The organism is Hydrogenophaga palleronii (assembly GCF_031457455.1).
GTDB lineage: Bacteria > Pseudomonadota > Gammaproteobacteria > Burkholderiales > Burkholderiaceae_C > Hydrogenophaga > Hydrogenophaga palleronii_A.
This window is the reverse complement of record NZ_JAVDWU010000017.1, coordinates 47,247-64,217: the sequence shown is the minus strand read 5'-3', so window position 1 is coordinate 64,217 and position 16,971 is coordinate 47,247. Positions and strand designations below refer to the sequence as shown.

Here is a 16,971-nt window from a genome sequence, read left to right as displayed (position 1 = left end):
CAACCTGGCCTTCGCCAGGACCAAAGAAGTGAGCTCCAGTGGCAATTGGCCGGGCGAGTTCAGGTACCGCTGGCCAGTTGTGCAGGTGGCATGTGCTTGAGTCGCAGCGTTCCATCGCGCGCGGCGAAGTTATTTCTTGAATGCAAGTGATCATGGAAGCGTGCAGTCCCGTGTGAAGCGGTCGTCTTTGGAAGGTACGCAGATGGGAGCGAAGAGGATCGGGAACGGAACTTGGCAAGTGATGGGGTGGGGATGCCGAGCCGGCATCCACACGGCTTGGCCACACCGACTTTCTCCACCGACCATTCGCACCAATGACATGCGCAGGTTTTGCATACCACTGAAGCTTGCGTCGTTCAGCGAACCATCGACTGATCAGAGCGCACCATCGCAAGATCAACGAACGTCGCTCCGCGGTGTTTCTTTGGACCGTAGGAAACCCACATAGGGCCCAAGTCGTACTCGCCGATGCGCTCGAACACGGCACGCATACCAGCCCGGGTGGGCTGAGGTCCGGCAAGCTGCAGAGCATGAATGAGGACTCTCGCCGCCACATAACCCTCCATCGCCGGATAGGACAACCGCGCCTTGTCCTTCCACAGGGCAGACATGTCTCGCCGGAACGCCGTTGCGATCGACGTCACCCCGTCCGGGTTGGGTACCCGCTGCGCAATGACGAAGGCATGGGCACGGGCACCGGCCTCACGAATCAGGTCAGGTACGCTGATGATGGAAACGCCATAGTGAGACAAGAAGTTGCGCCGATCGCCAAGCGCATTCAGAAGCTTGCCGCTGAAGCGTGCCGAAGCGATGTGTATGACGGCCTGCGGCGCCCCGTCGGTGATCATCTTCGCTGCTGGCAGCAGATCATCGCTCTTCGGATCGTAGGGAACCTCCAGCGGCGGCGGAAGCTTGTGCGAAGCCATCAACTCCTTGGCAATGCCGAGGCCGCCTTTTCCGAAGCCGTCGTCCTGGTAGAACACGGCCACCTTGCGTAGGCCAATGGTCACGAAGTGCTGCACGATCTTTTTGATCTCGTCCGAATAGGTGCCGCGCAGGAAGAAGATGTTCGGATGCCCCTTCGACTGCAAGCCGTCGCTGCCGGAGATGGGTGCGAACAACACGATGTTCGCTTCATCGAGAACCGGAATCACCGCACTCGTCATGGGTGTGCCCGTGTAGCCGAACAGCACCAGCGGCCCGCCACTGTCGGCCAGAAAGCGCCCCGTGTTCTCTACCGTCTTTTGCGCGTCGTAGCCATCGTCTGCGCTCACAAACTCGATCTTGCGGCCATGCACGCCGCCGGCGCCGTTGACCTGTTCGAAGGCTGCCTTCGCTCCTTCATTGAAAGCCAGGCCGACCTCAGCCTGTAGGCCGGTGAGAGCCGCCGACTGAGCCACGCGAATGACTGACGGGGAGGCGGACTGAGCGTGCCCGCGCACAGCCAGCAGCGTCGCCGCACCGAGAACAAGCGCCCTGCGCTGAGAAGAGAAAGATGTTGCGGACACGAAAGTCTCCTTGTGCTGAGTGCGCACTTGTTTTGCCATTGAGGGATGCCCATCCGGTGAATGAGCCGCATTGGTGAGAAGCGGGATCGCCTGGAAATTGCCTTGGGCGAAATGTCGTTCCACCACTTCGGCACCTAGGCGCACCGTTCACCGCCAATCCTTTGGTGACCATCTAGACAGTACATATCTGCTATAAGGTCTTCTTTTCATGGCGAGTTCACTTCTCTGCAGTGAGGTAGATTAAGTGCCCACTTTTTCCTTGTCTATTGGGCCGTTCCTCCCGCCCTTCCCTTGGCATCACCTAGGGTTTTCCCCAGCAGTGGTGTTTGCGTCATTTTTCTGTAAGGATCCCCACCAATCAGTTTTCTGTACGCTTGACGTTTCGGACTGCCGGACTCACGCCACTTGATCAGGCTTGAGTTCCATGAAATTTCATGTATTTCAAGCACTTGGAATCAATGCTTTCAGCGAAATGCTCGTGCATTTGGATCAGGGGGACACTCAGCTCCGCGCCGTCTCATCAGCGTCACCCTGCAAACCTTTGCGCAAGAACTCTGGTGTATTAGGTTAATTAATCCTTAATTAATTTTCCTGAAACTCTATCGGTCTGCTGCAGTGTTGGCTGGATCCAACTGCGGAATGCCGTTGATCCTTGGCTCTGCCCAACGCCATATGTCGAGATCCATCGAAGGCAGGCTGGAGCACGCATGCCAGCGGAGCCTGAAGTGGATGTGGCTGACCGGCCGACTCGAACCAGTCTTCAAGACCAGTACGGACTTCCGGCGCGACAACGGCAAGGACATTCGCAATGCCTTCCGTCGGTTCGTGACGCTGTGACGCGAGCTAAAGCCGCCACCACTTCAACCTGGTTTTCCACTTCATCTGATCGTTTTCGACTTTATTGATCAGAAACAAGGGGCGATGCGAGGAAGCCCCCCAAACTGAAACCTCTTCTTACAACAGGCGTCACTCGACAGGGCGGGCGACTTGAGAGTGCCATGTGGCACTGCCACAATCAGCCGTGTATCTGATCAAGACTCTCCTGCATGACTTCCCAACCCCCTATCACCATTCAACGCCTCACCTGGCTGCGTTGGAGCTGCACCACCGCCGTCGGCCTCTCGTTGTGGTGTGCGGGCGCGGCACTCGCCTTTGATGCCCAGGGCCACCGCGGCGCGCGCGGCCTGGCGCCCGAGAACACCATCGCGGGTTTTGAACAGGCGCTGGCCATCGGTGTGAGCACGCTTGAACTCGATGTGGTGCTCAGCGCCAACGGGGTGCCGGTGGTCTCGCACGACACCGCTCCCAACCCGGACATCACGCGCGACGCCAGCCATCAGTGGCTGAAGTCGCGGGGGCGCCCATTCAACACACTGAGTCTGGACGAAATCGCGAGCTTCGACGTGGGGCGCATCAACCCCGGCAGTCGCTACGCGCGCGACTTTGCCAGCCAGCGGCCTGTCGACGGTGAACGCATTCCCACGCTGGCCGCGGTGTTCAAGCGGGTCAGGACGCTGAGGGCCGATCACACGCGCTTCAACATCGAGCTCAAGCACAACCCCAACCGCCCCCACGAATCACCTGAACCGGCCGAATTCGTGCGCGCCGTGCTGGAAGTGATCCAGCAACATGGCATGGCCTCGCGCACCACAATCCAGAGTTTTGACTGGCACCTGCTCCGCGAGGTCCATCGGGTGGCGCCAGACATGCCGCTGTCCCATCTGTCGGCACAGCGTGAGCGCTTTGACACCCTGCGCTCGGGTGTGTGGACCGACGGCCTGAAACTCGCCAGTTTCGAAGACGCCCCTTCGATGGTGGCCGCTGCGGGGGGCAAGCTCTGGTCCCCCCATTTCCAGGATCTCAGCCAGCCGGTGCTGACACGTGCCCGTGCACTGAACCTGCGCGTGATCCCCTGGACCGTCAACGAGATCCCCGATATGGGGCGGCTGATCGATTGGGGCGTGGACGGCATCATCACCGACTACCCTGATCGCTTGCGCACCGTGATGCAGCGCAGAGGCATGGAACTGCCACCCGCCATGGAACTGCCCAATGACAAGCAGGCCGAAGGCGTCCCTCCTCCCGTGCGCGAGCCGGCGCCGTTTGGCGTGGCGCCCGACCTGCGTTGATGCCGCCGGCTTCAGATCACTCGGGCGATTCAGGCAGAGGGCTTGCGGGCCGCGGTGGGTGACGCGTCCCAAGCCGTGGGGTCGATGTCCAGGTCGGCGAATTGGCCAGGATCGAGCACTGGTCGTTCATGCCCCGCCTTCAGCTGGTCCTGATAGTCTTTCAGTAAGCGCATGGCCACTGGGAACAGCATCAGGATGGCGATCAGGTTGACCAGCGCCAGCAGCCCCATCAGGGGGTCGGAGAAAAAGAACACCGATGTCGCTCCGGGCGCAGATGCGCCCAGGAACACCACCGCCACAATGGCCACACGCAACACATGCAGCGCCATGGGGTGACCGGTCAGCTCGCTCAACGCGGTTTCACCCAGGTAGTAGTTGTAGATGATGGAACTGAAGGCGAACAGCAGGATGGCGAAGGTCAGGTAGTACTGCGACCAGCCACCAAGGTGAGAGACCAGCGCCTGCTGGGTCAGCACGATGCCATCGACATCCGTGGCACCCGGCACGTAGGCGCTGCTCAGCAGGATCACAAAGGCGGTGCAAGAGCAGATCACGATGGTGTCGAGAAACACCGAAAGCGACTGCGTGATGCCCTGGCTGATGGGATGCTTCACGTAGGCCGTGGCGGCCACGTTGGGCGCAGAACCCAGCCCGGCCTCGTTCGAGAACAAGCCCCGCCGAAGGCCCTGGGCAATGGCCGCACCCATGCCACCACTCACAGCCTCTTCCAGACCGAGCGCGTTGGAAAAAATCAAGGCCATCACGCGCGGCACTTCCGCGATGTTGAGCACCACCACCAGCAGGGCCATGCCGATGTAGCTCAGCGCCATGACCGGAATCAGCACATCCGAAGCCTTGGCAATTCGGCGGATGCCGCCATAGACGATGAAGCCGGTGACCACGGCCAGGAACACGCCAGACCAGATGCGGTCGATGCCCAGGCTGTTGTTGACCGCGCCAGCAAACGTGTTGCTCTGAAAGGCGTTGAAGCCAAAGGCGAACGATGCCATCAGGCACACCGCATAAAGAATCGCCAGCCAGCGGTACTGCGAACCCAGACCATGGCGGATGTAACTCCCTGGCCCGCCTCGGTAGCTACCGTCGCTGGTGGTGCGCTTGAAGACCTGCGCCAGCGTGCATTCGACGAGGCTGGTGGCCATGCCCACGAGCGCGATGGCCCACATCCAGAACACTGCGCCCGGGCCGCCCAAGGTGATGGCCACCGCCACCCCGGCGATGTTGCCGCCGCCCACGCGCCCACCCAGCGAGACAAACAGGGCCTGGCGCGCACTGATCTGGCTGGGGTCGGCGTGTTCATTCTTGGGCGAAAGCACCCGGAACATGCGGGTGAAGAAACGCAGCTGCACGAAGCCGGTCAACGCTGTCATGAAGACACCGAACACAACCAGGATGGGGATCAGCGCCCAGCCCCAGGTCAGGTCTTCCAGCACGGTGAAAAAATGGGTGATGGTTTCCATGGTTGCCTTTTCTTCGGTGGTTTGATGGCTTTGCCAGTTGCGCGACGAATGCACTGGCTTGGTGCCTGTGAAGGCCTTGCGGCCAAGCTCGCATGCCCCTGCGGGCATTCGAGGGCACACCAGGCGCATGATGCGACAACAGCAAGGAACGAGCCACCGCTACCCCGGCAAAATTGCCACAAGGTGCAACCTCCAGGCGCCACGGCGCCAGCATCCGTCGAGCGCCCTGCAGGAAGAACCTTGTTCGAAGAAGCCGGCAGTTCCTTCAGCCAGCACGATCTGGACGGGGCATCTACCTCGCCCATTTACCGGACTGGGCCAGCAGGTGCTCCATGAACACCTTGGCAACAGGCGAAGCCTGTTTGCCCTTTTGCCGAACGACGTGCCAGTTCGACTCAATGGGAAAACCCGCCACCTGGAGGACCGACACGCCGTGCTCATGAGCCAGTCCATGCAAAGCGTGGCTGGAGATGACAGACACCCCCAGATTGCCGGCCACGGCTTCCTTGATGGCTTCGTTGCTGCCCAGTTCCAGGCCGAGGTTCGGCTTGAACCGAAGGCGCTTGAAGTGGGCGTCCACCGCCATCCGCGTGCCCGAGCCGCGCTCACGCAGAATGAAACGCAGCGGGCTCAGGTCGGCCAGTTCCAGCTTGCGCCGCCTGGCCAGGGGATGCGCATTCGCAGCGATCACCACCAAGGGATTTGGCATGACCACCTGGTCTTCGAGGTCGATGTCGGTGGGCGGCATCGACATGATGTAGAGATCGTCCTGGTTGTCGCGCAGCCGCTGGACGACGCCATCGCGATTCAGCACTTCCAGTGCGATGTCGATCTCGGGGTATTGCGCGCAAAAAGTGCCGAGCAGGCGCGGCACGAAGTACTTTGCGGTGCTGACGACCGCCACCCGCAACTGGCCGCGTGTCAGTCCCTTGGTTGCATCGATCCGCTGCTCGAAGGCCGCCCAGTCGTCCGCAATGGATCGCGCCGTTCGGGCCAGGTCCCTGCCGGCATCCGTCAGGTGCACCCGCCGGGAGATCACTTCGTACAGCGGCACACCCACCGATTCGGACACCTCCTTGAGCTGCATCGACGCCGTGGGCTGGGTCACATGGCACTCACGCGCCGCTCGGCTGACGCTGCCCGTGTCAGCCAGCGCGAGGAAAAGCCGAAGCTGCCGAAAAGTGATATTCATAGATTTTTACCTATTTATTTGTAGATAAAAATCGATTTTACTTAATGCATTCAGACCCCTAGCATCGCCGCCAAAGGACAAACCCCATGCAAAACCTGCTCGATCCCGCCATCCTGTTTTTTCTCTTCGGCGTGCTGGCCGGCGCCCTCAAATCCAACCTCGAGATTCCGCCACCGATCGCGAAGTTCTTGTCGCTGTACCTGCTGATGGCCCTGGGCCTGAAGGGCGGGTTTGCGCTGGCCCAATCCGGCTTGAGCGTTTCAGTGATGGTGAGCCTGGCGGCGGCGATGCTGATGGCCTTCATCGTGCCCGCGCTGGGCTATCAGTTGCTGAAGAACCGCGTGTCGCGCTTCGATGCAGCGGCCATCGCAGGGTCCTACGGATCGGTGAGCGCGGTGACCTTTGTGACCGCCATGCAATACCTGGAAGCCAACCACATGAGCCCGGGTGGACACATGGCCGTGGCGCTGGTGGTCATGGAGTCACCGGCCATCGTCATGGCCGTGATGCTGGCCAATATGCTGCGGCACGCACCCGCAGGCACCATCGCCCTCTCGCCATCGGGTGGCGCTGCGGTGGCCTCGGCGGGCGGGCTTGCCGGTGTGCCACCGCTGGGCAAAATCCTTCACGAATCGTTCACCGACGGCGCACACCTGCTGCTGCTCGGCGCCATGGCAATCGGTTATCTCAGTGGCGACGCCGGCAGCGCCGTGATGGCCCCTTTTTCGAATGACCTCTTCAAGGGCATGCTGGCCTTCTTTCTGCTCGACATGGGACTCATGGTGGCGAGGAATTTCGGTGCCGTGCGCGGTCAGTCGCCGGTGCTGATCGCTTACGCCAGCCTGGGGCCACTGGTGCACGCCACGATTGCGCTGGCACTCGCCGTGATGTTGCAGTTGCCTGCAGCCGATGCCGCCTTGCTGATGGTGCTCTCGGCCAGCGCTTCCTACATCGTGGTGCCCGCCGTCTTGCGTTACGCCATCCCGGAAGCAAACCCGTCGCTCTACTTCGGGCTGTCGCTGGGCATCACCTTCCCGCTGAACATCCTGTTGGGCATCCCGCTCTACACCTACTTCGCCACCAGCGTGCTGAGTTGAGGCAGGTCCAGCGCCTCGCACGCGGGCAGCAGTGGCGCACCCGCCGCGTCGCAACGCAGCAACTCTGTTTCGAGGCAGCGCATTGTCGGCCCAACCGAGCGTGTCGCCGCTGGGAAAGGTCTGCACGGCAGTGCCCCTGAAGTCACCGGGGCCAAAGCACACCGACGGGAACCAAAAGGACAGCACCGTATCATTCATCACCATGCGCAGACTGCTGCTCGTCTTCATGATCGCCCTCTTGCCATTGCGTGCCTTGGTGGGCGACGCCATGGTCATGGCCATGACGGCCGTGCCGGCGGCGCATGACACGAATGCAGCCGGCATGGGCAACCTACCGTGCCCCGAGCACACAGCTGCCGCACTTCCGGGGCAAGATGCCGCCCACGGCAGTGAGCACCATGCCGAAACACATGGGCACGACGCAGACGACCAGCACGCCGTCTGCGACCTGTGCAACGGGCCGGCCATGACCCATGCCATGTTGGCTCCAACGCCACTTCCCGCCGAACACGGCTTGGATGTGGCGCCCGTGGCACGTTTTGCCAGTTCCGAGCCTCACCGGGGAATCAAACCACCCATTTCCTGAGCACCCATACCCGAAGTGCGTCCGCCGCCCTCTGAAATGAGGCAACAGGCGGTCGCTGTTCAGTGCTCCTGGAGATGTTCATGATTCTTATCTTGCGGCGTTCGCCGCTCACCACACACCCTGCCAACGCAGCGAAGCGATGGCGCCCTGCCCACCTGCTGTCCCCACTGATGGTCGCACTGGCTGCGCTTTGGGGCACACCCACCTGGAGCCAGATGGCACCCGAGGTGCCGGCTTTGCGGGCCGCCGACCCCTCGACCGCCGTTCCCGCGCCACCTGCCCTGACATTGCCGGCTTCGGGCGGCGCCCAGCCCATGGATGCCCCCGCCGACCTGCAGCAGGCGCGCGAGATCTGGCGCAAGGCCAACGAACGGGTGGCCGAATTCCCGCGCGGGCACATCGACCTGCTGCGCTGGGAAGCCAGCAACCCGGGCCAGGTGCGCCCCGCCCCTCGGCCAGACAGTGCCGGTGACGCGCGCCTGGACGTGGGCGAGGCCCTGCGCCTGTCCTTGCGTCACCGCCCCGAACTGTTCACCCGTACCGGAATGAACGAGCTGGCACGCGCCGAAGTGCAGGTCGCCTACGCCAGGCACCGGCGTGAGCTGGAGCGGGCCTGGATCGACGCGGTCGCCGCACGGCAGGCCGCGCTACATGCGGCCGACGTGCTGGACGCCGCGCGAGTGGGCAGTGAGCTCGGCCAGCGCATGGTGCGGGCCGGGAACTGGAGCCACGCCAAGCTCATGCGCGAACAGCTGATCGAAGCCTCCGCATGGCAGACCGCTGCCAATGCACAGCTCGCATCGATGCAGGCCCGCGAACGGCTGGCGGGCCTGATGGGCCTTTGGGATGCGGCCTCCGTGGCGCAGCTGGACCAGCGCCTGCCTGACAGCCTGCCTGCCCTGCCAGCGAGCGCCGTTCCGGGTCCTGATCTGGACGAGGCCGACATCGAGAGCGCGGTATTGCGCAGCCACCCCACGCTCGGCGTCGAACGCCAAGCCGCCCAGCGGCGCTTTGCGGGTCTGAGCGCGGGCCGCTGGGAGGCCTGGGTCAAGGCGTCCGAGGCGGCCTTGCAGAACACGCCCGATCAGGCCGGAGGCGGACTCGCCACCCCCCCCCATCTGGACGACAACACCCTGCTGCGGGATCATCCCTTGGCTGGCGCGGTACAGGCGCAGGCCGAGCTGCTGTCCAAGGCAGCGCAGCGCAGATCGATGGCGCGTGAAGCCTGGGCCCAGGTGCGGCTGCGCCATGCCAGCGCCCAGCATGCACAAGACGTGGTGAGCCAGCTGCAGGCTGCGCTGGAACAGGAAACCTTGCTGCGCTACAACGGCATGCTGCAAAGCAGCTGGGAGCTGCTGGCCAGTGCACGCGAACGCATTGGCTCACTTGATGCGGCCCTGCAAGCCCGGCGCGATTACTGGCGCGCGCACAGCGACTGGCAGGCCCTGCTGGCTGGTGCCGACTACGCCGGTCCTGATGCCCCCGCCTCCATGGGCGCAGGCACTTCTTCGGCTGGAGCACATTGAGAGCGAACGCCTCCGCCTCGCAGCAACCGCACGCAAGCACATGGAACACTGAAAATGAAAAACACCCTCAACCGAAGACACTTCTTCGCCGGTGCCGCTGCCACAGCCGTGGCCGCCACCAGCGTCAGCCGCGTGGCACTGGCCGCCATCCCCGAAGCCGTGCAACAAACATCGGCCGACACCGCCGGCCCCTGGACGCCGCCCGGTGTCACCGGTGCCGGCCGTCCGTACAACCCGGTGGTCACGCTCAACGGCTGGACCGCACCCTGGCGCATGAACAACGGGGCGAAGGAATTCCACCTGGTGGCCGAACCCGTGGTGCGTGAAATGGCGCCCGGCTTTCACGTCAACATGTGGGGCTACAACGGCCAGAGTCCCGGGCCCACCATCGAGGTGGTCGAGGGTGACCGGGTTCGCATCTACGTGACCAACCGGTTGCCTGAACACACCACCATCCACTGGCACGGCCAGCGACTGCCCAACGGCATGGACGGTGTGGGCGGGGTGAACCAGCCCGCCATTGCGCCCGGCAAGACCTTCGTCTACGAGTTCACGGCAAGACGTCCCGGCACCTTCATGTACCACCCGCACGCCGACGAGATGGTGCAGATGGCCATGGGCATGATGGGCTTCTGGGTCACGCACCCGAAGCAGAAGCACCCGCTGATCGAAGACGTGCAGCGCGACTACTGTTTCCTGCTGAACGCCTTCGACGTGGAGCCCGGCAGCATGACGCCGCAGATCAACACCATGCTGGACTTCAACATCTGGAGCTTCAACAGCCGCGTGTTCCCGGCGATCTCGCCGCTGGTGGCCCGGATGGGCGAGCGCGTGCGCGTGCGGGTGGGCAACCTCACCATGACCAACCACCCGGTGCACATCCATGGCATCGAATTCGAAGTGACTGGCACCGACGGCGGCCCCACCCCCAAGGGTTCGCGCTGGCCGGAGGTCACCGCCGATGTGGCCGTGGGCCAGATGCGCCAACTGGAGTTCATCGCCGACGAGCCCGGCGACTGGGCCATGCACTGCCACAAAAGCCACCACACCATGGGCGCCATGGGACACAGCGTGCCCACCATGATCGGCGTGGACCACAGCGGCCTGGTGGCGCCCCTGCAGCGCGCGGTGCCCGACTACATGGTGATGGGCGAACGCGGCATGGCCGACATGGGCGAAATGGAAATGGAGTTGCCGGCCAACACGTTCCCCATGATGACCGGCACCGGCCCTTACGGCCCGATCGAGATGGGCGGCATGTTCACCATGCTGAAGGTGCGTGCCGACCAGAAGCCAGGCGACTACACCGATCCGGGCTGGTACACCATGCCGCCCGGCACCCAGGCGCGCCTGGTGGAGACCAGCGATGCCCCCGCAGCCAGCCGGCCCGCCACACCTGCCCAGCCCGCCAACGCCAACGCCCGCAAACCTCAGGCCGGTTCCGGCCATCAACACTGACGCACAGGACACCGAATGAAACACACCTCCTCCCGCCGCCACTTTCAGCTCAGCCTGCTCGCCCTGCCCTGGGCGCTCGGCACCACCCTCGCACAGGCCCACGGCGACACGCACGGCAAGACCGCCGGGCCGGTCGTGAAGGAGCAGAAACCTTGGGGCATCGCCGCTGAGCCCGGCAAGGCCCAGCGCACGCTCGAGATTCTGATGACCGACGACATGAAACTCAGCCCCAGCCACCTGAACGTGCGCGAAGGCGAAACCCTGCGCTTGCGCGCGATCAACAAGGGCAAGGTCATGCACGAGATCGTGATCGGCACATCGGCTGAACTGGCCGAACATGCAGAGATGATGAAGAAGTTTCCCGCCATGGAGCACGATGAACCGTACATGGCCCACGTGCCGCCCGGCAAGCGCGGCGACATCGTCTGGACCTTCAACCGCCCGGGGGACTTCGAATTCGCCTGCCTAATCGCCGGCCACTTCGAAGCCGGCATGCGCGGCACCATCCGTGTCGCACCCAAAGCCTGATCTTGAACTTAGGAGAACCACCATGCAAAGACGCATCCTGCTCAGCGCCGCCATCGGCCTGCCCTTCCTCGGCACCGCCGCACTGGCCCAGACCAAGCCTGACACCCTGCCCGTGCTGCAGGTCTGGAAAGACCCGAACTGCGGCTGCTGCGGCGACTGGGTGGCCTATCTTGAGGCCGACGGCTTCAAGGTCCAGGTGTTCGACAGCGGCAACGCCGCCGTACGAAAGCGCCTGGGCCTGCCAGACAAATACGCCTCCTGCCACACCGGGTTGATTGGTGGCTACGTGATCGAAGGCCACGTGAACGCACCTGAGATCCGCCGCCTGCTGAAAGAGAAGCCCCATGCCATCGGTCTCTCCGTGCCCGGCATGCCGGTGGGCAGCCCGGGCATGGACGGCGCCATCTACGGCAAACGCCGCGACCCTTACGACGTGGTGCTGGTGCTCAAAGATGGCAGCAGCCGTGTGTACCAGTCGTACTTCCGCGGTTAAGGCGGCCCCGCCAGCGTCGCCCCCCGGCAAAGGTGTGGTTGCGACTTGGTCGTTGGCCTTTTGTTCAGGCTCATTGAAGTCGCATTTCGCATTTTAATTTTCCGTTCATACAGGCCATGTCGCCGGACATCGGCCAGCCAGCCCGTACTGTGTGGACGCGAAGAAAATGCCGGGATTACGGAAGTGCGCCTGCGTGATCGCGGATCGATGAACGATCTGGATAGTTGTCTAAAGTCACCGAAGCCACAGGTTTTTCGGCACGGAAATTGATGCTTGCAGTCGAGGCCAGGCGCCATACGAGTGCGGCGAGTTCAGTCAACGATCGGTCCCCGGAGCGGGCTCAATGCGTCTTCCCCACCAATGCCCGACTCCGAACCATCCATCCGAAGAACAATGACCAAGGACTCCAGGGACCACTCTCACCAATCATCACGGCGACGCATTCTCAAAGGCATGGCAGCCATGCCCCTGGCAAGTACGCTGCTGGCATGCGGTGGCAACTCGCCCGAGACCGCCAACGGTCCACCAGCCATTTCCAAACCCGTGGAGTGGGGTGCTCCACCGCCCGCACCCTCTCCTCCCGCAGCGTCTCCAGCACCTGCCGCACCCCCTCCATCGCCTGCGACACCACCGCCACCGCCGCCTCAACCACCTGCCGCCAAAGCTTTTGTGCACCCGGGTGGGCTGCACACTGATGCAGACTTCGCCCGCATGCGCACCAAGATTGCAGAAGGCGCAGCGCCGTGGGCGAACGCCTGGGACGTACTGAAGCACTCGGGCCATTCCTCGCTGAACACCGATACATGGCCCAACCCGCTGGCGGTGGTGATCCGTGGAGGCGACGGACAGAACTTTGGCACCATGATCAAGGACATGCAGCGGGCCTACCAGCTCGCGCTGCGCTGGAAGGTGTCCGAAGACGATGCCTACGCAGACCGTGCGGTGGCGTTCCTGGACGCGTGGTCGGGCAAGATGACCACGCTCACTGGCAATGCCGACCGCTTCCTTGCGGCCGGCATCTACGGCTACCAGTGGGCCAACGTCGTGGAGCTCATGCGCAGCTACTCCGGCTGGTCGCCCGAGGGGATCGAGAGGTTCCAGAAGCTGCTGCTGAACGTCTTCTATCCGTTGAGCCACGACTTCCTCATCAAACACAATGGTGCGGACATCACCAACTACTGGGCCAACTGGGATCTGTGCAACATCAACGCCATCATGGCCATCGGCATCTGCTGCGACCGGCGCGATCTGTACGACGAGGCTGTCAGCTATTACAAGAACGGCCGGGGCAACGGTGCGGCCGCGCACAACGTCTACGTCATCCACCCCGGGCTCCTGGGTCAATGGCAGGAAAGCGGGCGCGACCAGGGGCATGCAACGCTGGGCATGTCACTGTGCGGCGCGCTGTGCGAGATGGCATGGTCCCAGGGCGACGACCTGTATGGTTACTGGAACAACCGCCTGCTCTCTGCCGCCGAATACGTGGCAGCCAGCAACCTGCAGGATGCGAACGGCAATTACGCAGACCTACCTTATGCCCGCTATTCCAACGTGCTTGCCACTTCCACAGCGATCTCATGGGCCGGACGTCCGCACCTTCGCCGCTGCTGGGAGCTGTTGTACAACCACTATGTCAACCGCAAAGGGCTGTCTGCGCCATTTGTGACCGCCATGGCAGAAAAACTGCGCCCCGAAACGCGAGGCACCGGCGACGATCCCGGCATGGGCACCTTGACCTTCTCACGCGAGCCGATCGCGGCCGGGGCCCCGCCCAGTGGCCTGACGGCGTACCTCGTCAATGGCCAAGTGCTGCTGTCATGGTGGGGCACCGCCTACGCGACCGCTTATGAGGTGCAACGCGCGTCCACGGCCACAGGCCCATTCACCACCATCACCAGCGTCGGCGAAGCGCGCACCTACACCGACGCACCAAGCTCGGGCATCTGGCACTACCGCATCGTGGCCCTAACGCCAAGCGGGCGGCTCACGGGCGTCGATGTGCGCAGCGTCTCCACCACACCGCGACTGAAACTGCATCTGCCCTTGAACGATGGCAGCGGCGCCATCGCTGCAGACCAAAGCGGCAACGGGCTTCATGCACACTTGGCGGGTGGTGCCTCATGGGGCGTGGGCCGCACACCGAGCAGCAGCGCCATTTCGCTCGACGGCGACAGCGGCCACGTGGTCATGCCCACGGGCATCATGGAAGACATGGCGGACTTCACGATCGCGGTTTGGGTCCACCGGCAAACTGCGGCCGTGGGCAATGCCCGCGTGTTCGACATCGGCTCCAGCGACATCGCCTACCTCGCCCTGCTCGCCAGCGCCGGCACACTTAGGTGTGCATCCACCGGCACCACATGGCGCGGAGAGGAGAACGTCACGTCTTCCGTTTCACTGAGCACGGGCCAATGGGTGCACCTCGCAGTGACCCGCCTGGGCAACACCGTCACGTTGTATGTAAACGGGCTGGCGACCGGCACCCACACCGATGCGCAGTTTGCCCCTCATCAACTGGGTGCCACCACGCAGAACTGGCTGGGTCGCGCGCAGTACAGCGCCGACCCGTATTTCGACGGCCGCATGCAGGATTTCCGGCTCTACAGCGGGGCACTGTCTGTGGCGCAGATTGCGGCTCTGGCCCAGTAACAGTGAAGAATTTGCGGAACGCTGGCGACTCAGCAAGATCAGCTGTGGGTGTTCGACGGCTTTCTCACTCTTTATCTGGAACAACCATGAAGCATCCGCTCCTGGCCCTGGCCTTCCTGCTGACAGCCACCACGCTGCCCGCCATGGCCCAGACCACCGATCATGCGTCACATCACACGACCGCACCTGCTGCGGCGCCAGCCGATGCCCTGCCCTTGGCCGAGGCCGAGGTACGGCGCATCGACACCGCCGCCAACAAGGTCTCACTCAAGCATGGCGAGATCAAGAACCTGGACATGCCTCCCATGACCATGGTGTTCCAGGTCAGCGACCCCGCCCTGTTGGGCAAGATCAAAGTCGGTGACAAGGTGCGGTTCACTGCGGCCCAGGTGAATGGCGCCTACACCGTCATGAGCCTGGAGCCTGCCCCCTGAGTGGCGCAGAGGTGGCCGCCACACAGGTCCAGCCAGACCAGCGACACATCAGGCGAGAAGTGCACTGATCAGTCACCATTGACATACATCAGTACTGGGTGATATTTCTCCTCCTTATTACCCTATTGCTTTTTGCCGTCATGTCGATACTGCATGGGTGAGGTGCGCAAGTTGCGTCAGTTGGCGCTGATGCAGAGCCGCAGTCTCACTGAAAACTTCTTCCCAGTGAGGCCCTTTTATGCGCAGCAATTTGCCTGTCACCCACAACGAGTTCGTGGTTCCAGACGGTGTCAATCTCGTTTCGACCACCGATCTGCAAAGCCACATCACCTATTGCAATCCTGCCTTTGTGGCGGTGAGCGGGTATGGCCGCGACGAACTGCTCGGTCAGCCTCACAACCTGGTGCGCCATCCCGACATGCCCCAGGAAGCCTTCCGGGACATGTGGGAGACCCTCAAGAGCGGATCGCCCTGGTCGGCGCTGGTGAAAAACCGGCGCAAGAACGGTGACCACTACTGGGTGGTGGCCAACGCCACCCCGATCGTCGAAAACGGCCAGGCGGTGGGCTACATGTCGGTGCGCACCAAGCCCAGCCGCGAGCAGGTGCAGGAAGCTGAAGCCCTGTACGCACGGATGCGCGCCGAGCGCGACAGTGGCAAGATCAGCATCGCCTTGCATCGCGGGCGCGTGGTCCGCACGGGCATACGGGGTGCACTGAACAGCGCCACCGAACTCACCCTGGGACGCGTCATCGGCGGAGTTTGCGTGGCATTGGCCGTGTCGGGCGTTGTCATTGGCGAAATCGCTTCCGGCATGAGCAGCAGCACACAGATGGCGATGGCCATCCCGCTGCTCGGTGTCTCCGTGCTGGCGGCGTGGCTGTTGCGCCGCATCATGGTCGGCCCGCTGCAAAAAGCCATCCGGTTTGCCAACACCATGGCCGCCGGTGACCTTTCGGCCCGCTTCGAAGGCGCCAGCCGGGGGGAGTTCGGCGAACTGGCGAAAGCCCTGAACCAGCTCAACGTGAACCTGCAGGCGGTCGTCTCCGACGTGCGCCATGAAGTCGAAGGCGTTCAGGTGGCGTCCAACGAGATCGCCAGCGGCAACCAGGACCTGTCTTCGCGCACAGAGTCGCAGGCCAGCAGTCTGGAGGAAACGGCCGCGTCCATGGAGCAGCTCACCAGCACGGTCGAGAACAGCACCAACTCGGCTCGTGAAGCCGCATCCCTTTCCCAGCGGGCCGCCACTGTGGCACGCGAAGGCAACGACGCGATGGGCAACGTGGTCAGCACCATGGACGAAATCAGCCGCTCATCCAGCCGGATCGGCGAGATCATCCAGGTGATCGAAGGCATTTCGTTCCAGACCAACATCCTCGCGCTGAACGCCGCCGTGGAAGCCGCCCGCGCCGGGGAGCAGGGACGGGGCTTTGCGGTGGTCGCCGCCGAGGTGCGCAGCCTGGCCCAACGCACCTCCACCGCCGCCAAGGAAATCAAGGTGCTGATCGACGAGTCTGCCCAGAAGGTCTCGCAGGGTAGCCAACTGGTGCACAGCACCGGCCAGACCATGAACAACGTGGTGGGTGCCGTGGAACAGGTCAACGTGCTCATCACAGACATCACCAGTGCATCGAGCGAACAGTCCATGGGCATCGCGCAGATCAACCAGGCGGTTGGCCAGCTCGATTCGGTGACGCAACAGAACTCGGCCATGGTCGAAGAACTCGCTGCCGCCGCCAGCTCGTTGCAGGCGCAGGCGGTGGTGATGCAGGATGCCGTGCGCATCTTCCGACTCAGCAGCCGGGGCAACGCGGCCACGGAACGCGCCTGAGCGACGCATCCGGGGTCTGGCGCAGCCTGAGCCGCTGTCCGGCGGCGTGATAACGTAGCGGA

General features: G+C 63.2%; 14 protein-coding genes. 11 read left to right on the top strand and 3 right to left on the bottom strand.

Annotated features, from left to right (window positions below; genetic code table 11):
* Nucleotides 1–356: 356 nt before the first annotated feature.
* Nucleotides 357–1,631 (bottom strand): ABC transporter substrate-binding protein, encoded by a 1,275-nt coding sequence (locus tag J2W49_RS25205; protein WP_310322541.1) that lies wholly within the window; start codon nt 1,629–1,631, stop codon nt 357–359.
* A 549-nt stretch (nt 1,632–2,180) separates the two neighbouring features.
* Between J2W49_RS25205 and J2W49_RS25200 the strand changes: the two genes are divergently transcribed.
* A complete protein-coding gene (locus J2W49_RS25200; protein WP_310322590.1) occupies nt 2,181–2,345 on the top strand; it encodes a transposase in 165 nt (54 codons plus the stop codon).
* 209 nt (nt 2,346–2,554) lie between these two features.
* Entirely contained in the window at nt 2,555–3,637 is a 1,083-nt protein-coding gene (locus J2W49_RS25195) for a glycerophosphodiester phosphodiesterase (protein ID WP_310322539.1), read from the top strand.
* 29 nt (nt 3,638–3,666) lie between these two features.
* Here the strand turns inward: J2W49_RS25195 and J2W49_RS25190 are convergent, their stop codons facing one another.
* Nucleotides 3,667–5,115 (bottom strand): alanine/glycine:cation symporter family protein, encoded by a 1,449-nt coding sequence (locus J2W49_RS25190; RefSeq protein WP_310322537.1) that lies wholly within the window; start codon nt 5,113–5,115, stop codon nt 3,667–3,669.
* 292 nt (nt 5,116–5,407) lie between these two features.
* On the bottom strand, nt 5,408–6,307 hold the full coding sequence (locus J2W49_RS25185; RefSeq protein ID WP_310322534.1) for a LysR family transcriptional regulator: 900 nt from the start codon (nt 6,305–6,307) through the stop codon (nt 5,408–5,410).
* An 86-nt stretch (nt 6,308–6,393) separates the two neighbouring features.
* Between J2W49_RS25185 and J2W49_RS25180 the strand changes: the two genes are divergently transcribed.
* The 9 genes from J2W49_RS25180 to J2W49_RS25140 all read left to right on the top strand — a co-directional run bounded on the left by J2W49_RS25180 (nt 6,394) and on the right by J2W49_RS25140 (nt 16,909).
* Nucleotides 6,394–7,404, top strand: a complete 1,011-nt coding sequence (locus J2W49_RS25180; protein ID WP_310322531.1) for a sodium-dependent bicarbonate transport family permease — start codon at nt 6,394–6,396, stop codon at nt 7,402–7,404.
* Between the two features lie 202 nt (nt 7,405–7,606).
* Nucleotides 7,607–7,990 (top strand): hypothetical protein, encoded by a 384-nt coding sequence (locus J2W49_RS25175; RefSeq protein ID WP_310322528.1) that lies wholly within the window; start codon nt 7,607–7,609, stop codon nt 7,988–7,990.
* Between the two features lie 80 nt (nt 7,991–8,070).
* Nucleotides 8,071–9,516, top strand: a complete 1,446-nt coding sequence (locus tag J2W49_RS25170; RefSeq protein WP_310322527.1) for a TolC family protein — start codon at nt 8,071–8,073, stop codon at nt 9,514–9,516.
* A 54-nt stretch (nt 9,517–9,570) separates the two neighbouring features.
* Nucleotides 9,571–10,974, top strand: a complete 1,404-nt coding sequence (locus J2W49_RS25165) for a multicopper oxidase family protein (protein WP_310322525.1) — start codon at nt 9,571–9,573, stop codon at nt 10,972–10,974.
* A gap of 15 nt (nt 10,975–10,989) precedes the next feature.
* Nucleotides 10,990–11,502 carry a cupredoxin domain-containing protein gene (locus tag J2W49_RS25160; protein ID WP_310322523.1) on the top strand — a complete coding sequence of 171 codons (513 nt, stop codon included), beginning with the start codon at nt 10,990–10,992 and terminating at the stop codon, nt 11,500–11,502.
* A gap of 22 nt (nt 11,503–11,524) precedes the next feature.
* Entirely contained in the window at nt 11,525–11,995 is a 471-nt protein-coding gene (locus J2W49_RS25155; protein WP_310322520.1) for a DUF411 domain-containing protein, read from the top strand.
* Between the two features lie 711 nt (nt 11,996–12,706).
* On the top strand, nt 12,707–14,644 hold the full coding sequence (locus J2W49_RS25150; RefSeq protein WP_310322517.1) for a LamG-like jellyroll fold domain-containing protein: 1,938 nt from the start codon (nt 12,707–12,709) through the stop codon (nt 14,642–14,644).
* A gap of 86 nt (nt 14,645–14,730) precedes the next feature.
* The gene (locus tag J2W49_RS25145; RefSeq protein WP_310322514.1) at nt 14,731–15,078 is read left to right on the top strand and encodes a copper-binding protein; all 348 of its coding nucleotides are present in this window, start codon (nt 14,731–14,733) and stop codon (nt 15,076–15,078) included.
* A 238-nt stretch (nt 15,079–15,316) separates the two neighbouring features.
* Nucleotides 15,317–16,909 (top strand): methyl-accepting chemotaxis protein, encoded by a 1,593-nt coding sequence (locus J2W49_RS25140; protein WP_310322512.1) that lies wholly within the window; start codon nt 15,317–15,319, stop codon nt 16,907–16,909.
* Nucleotides 16,910–16,971: the final 62 nt, after the last annotated feature.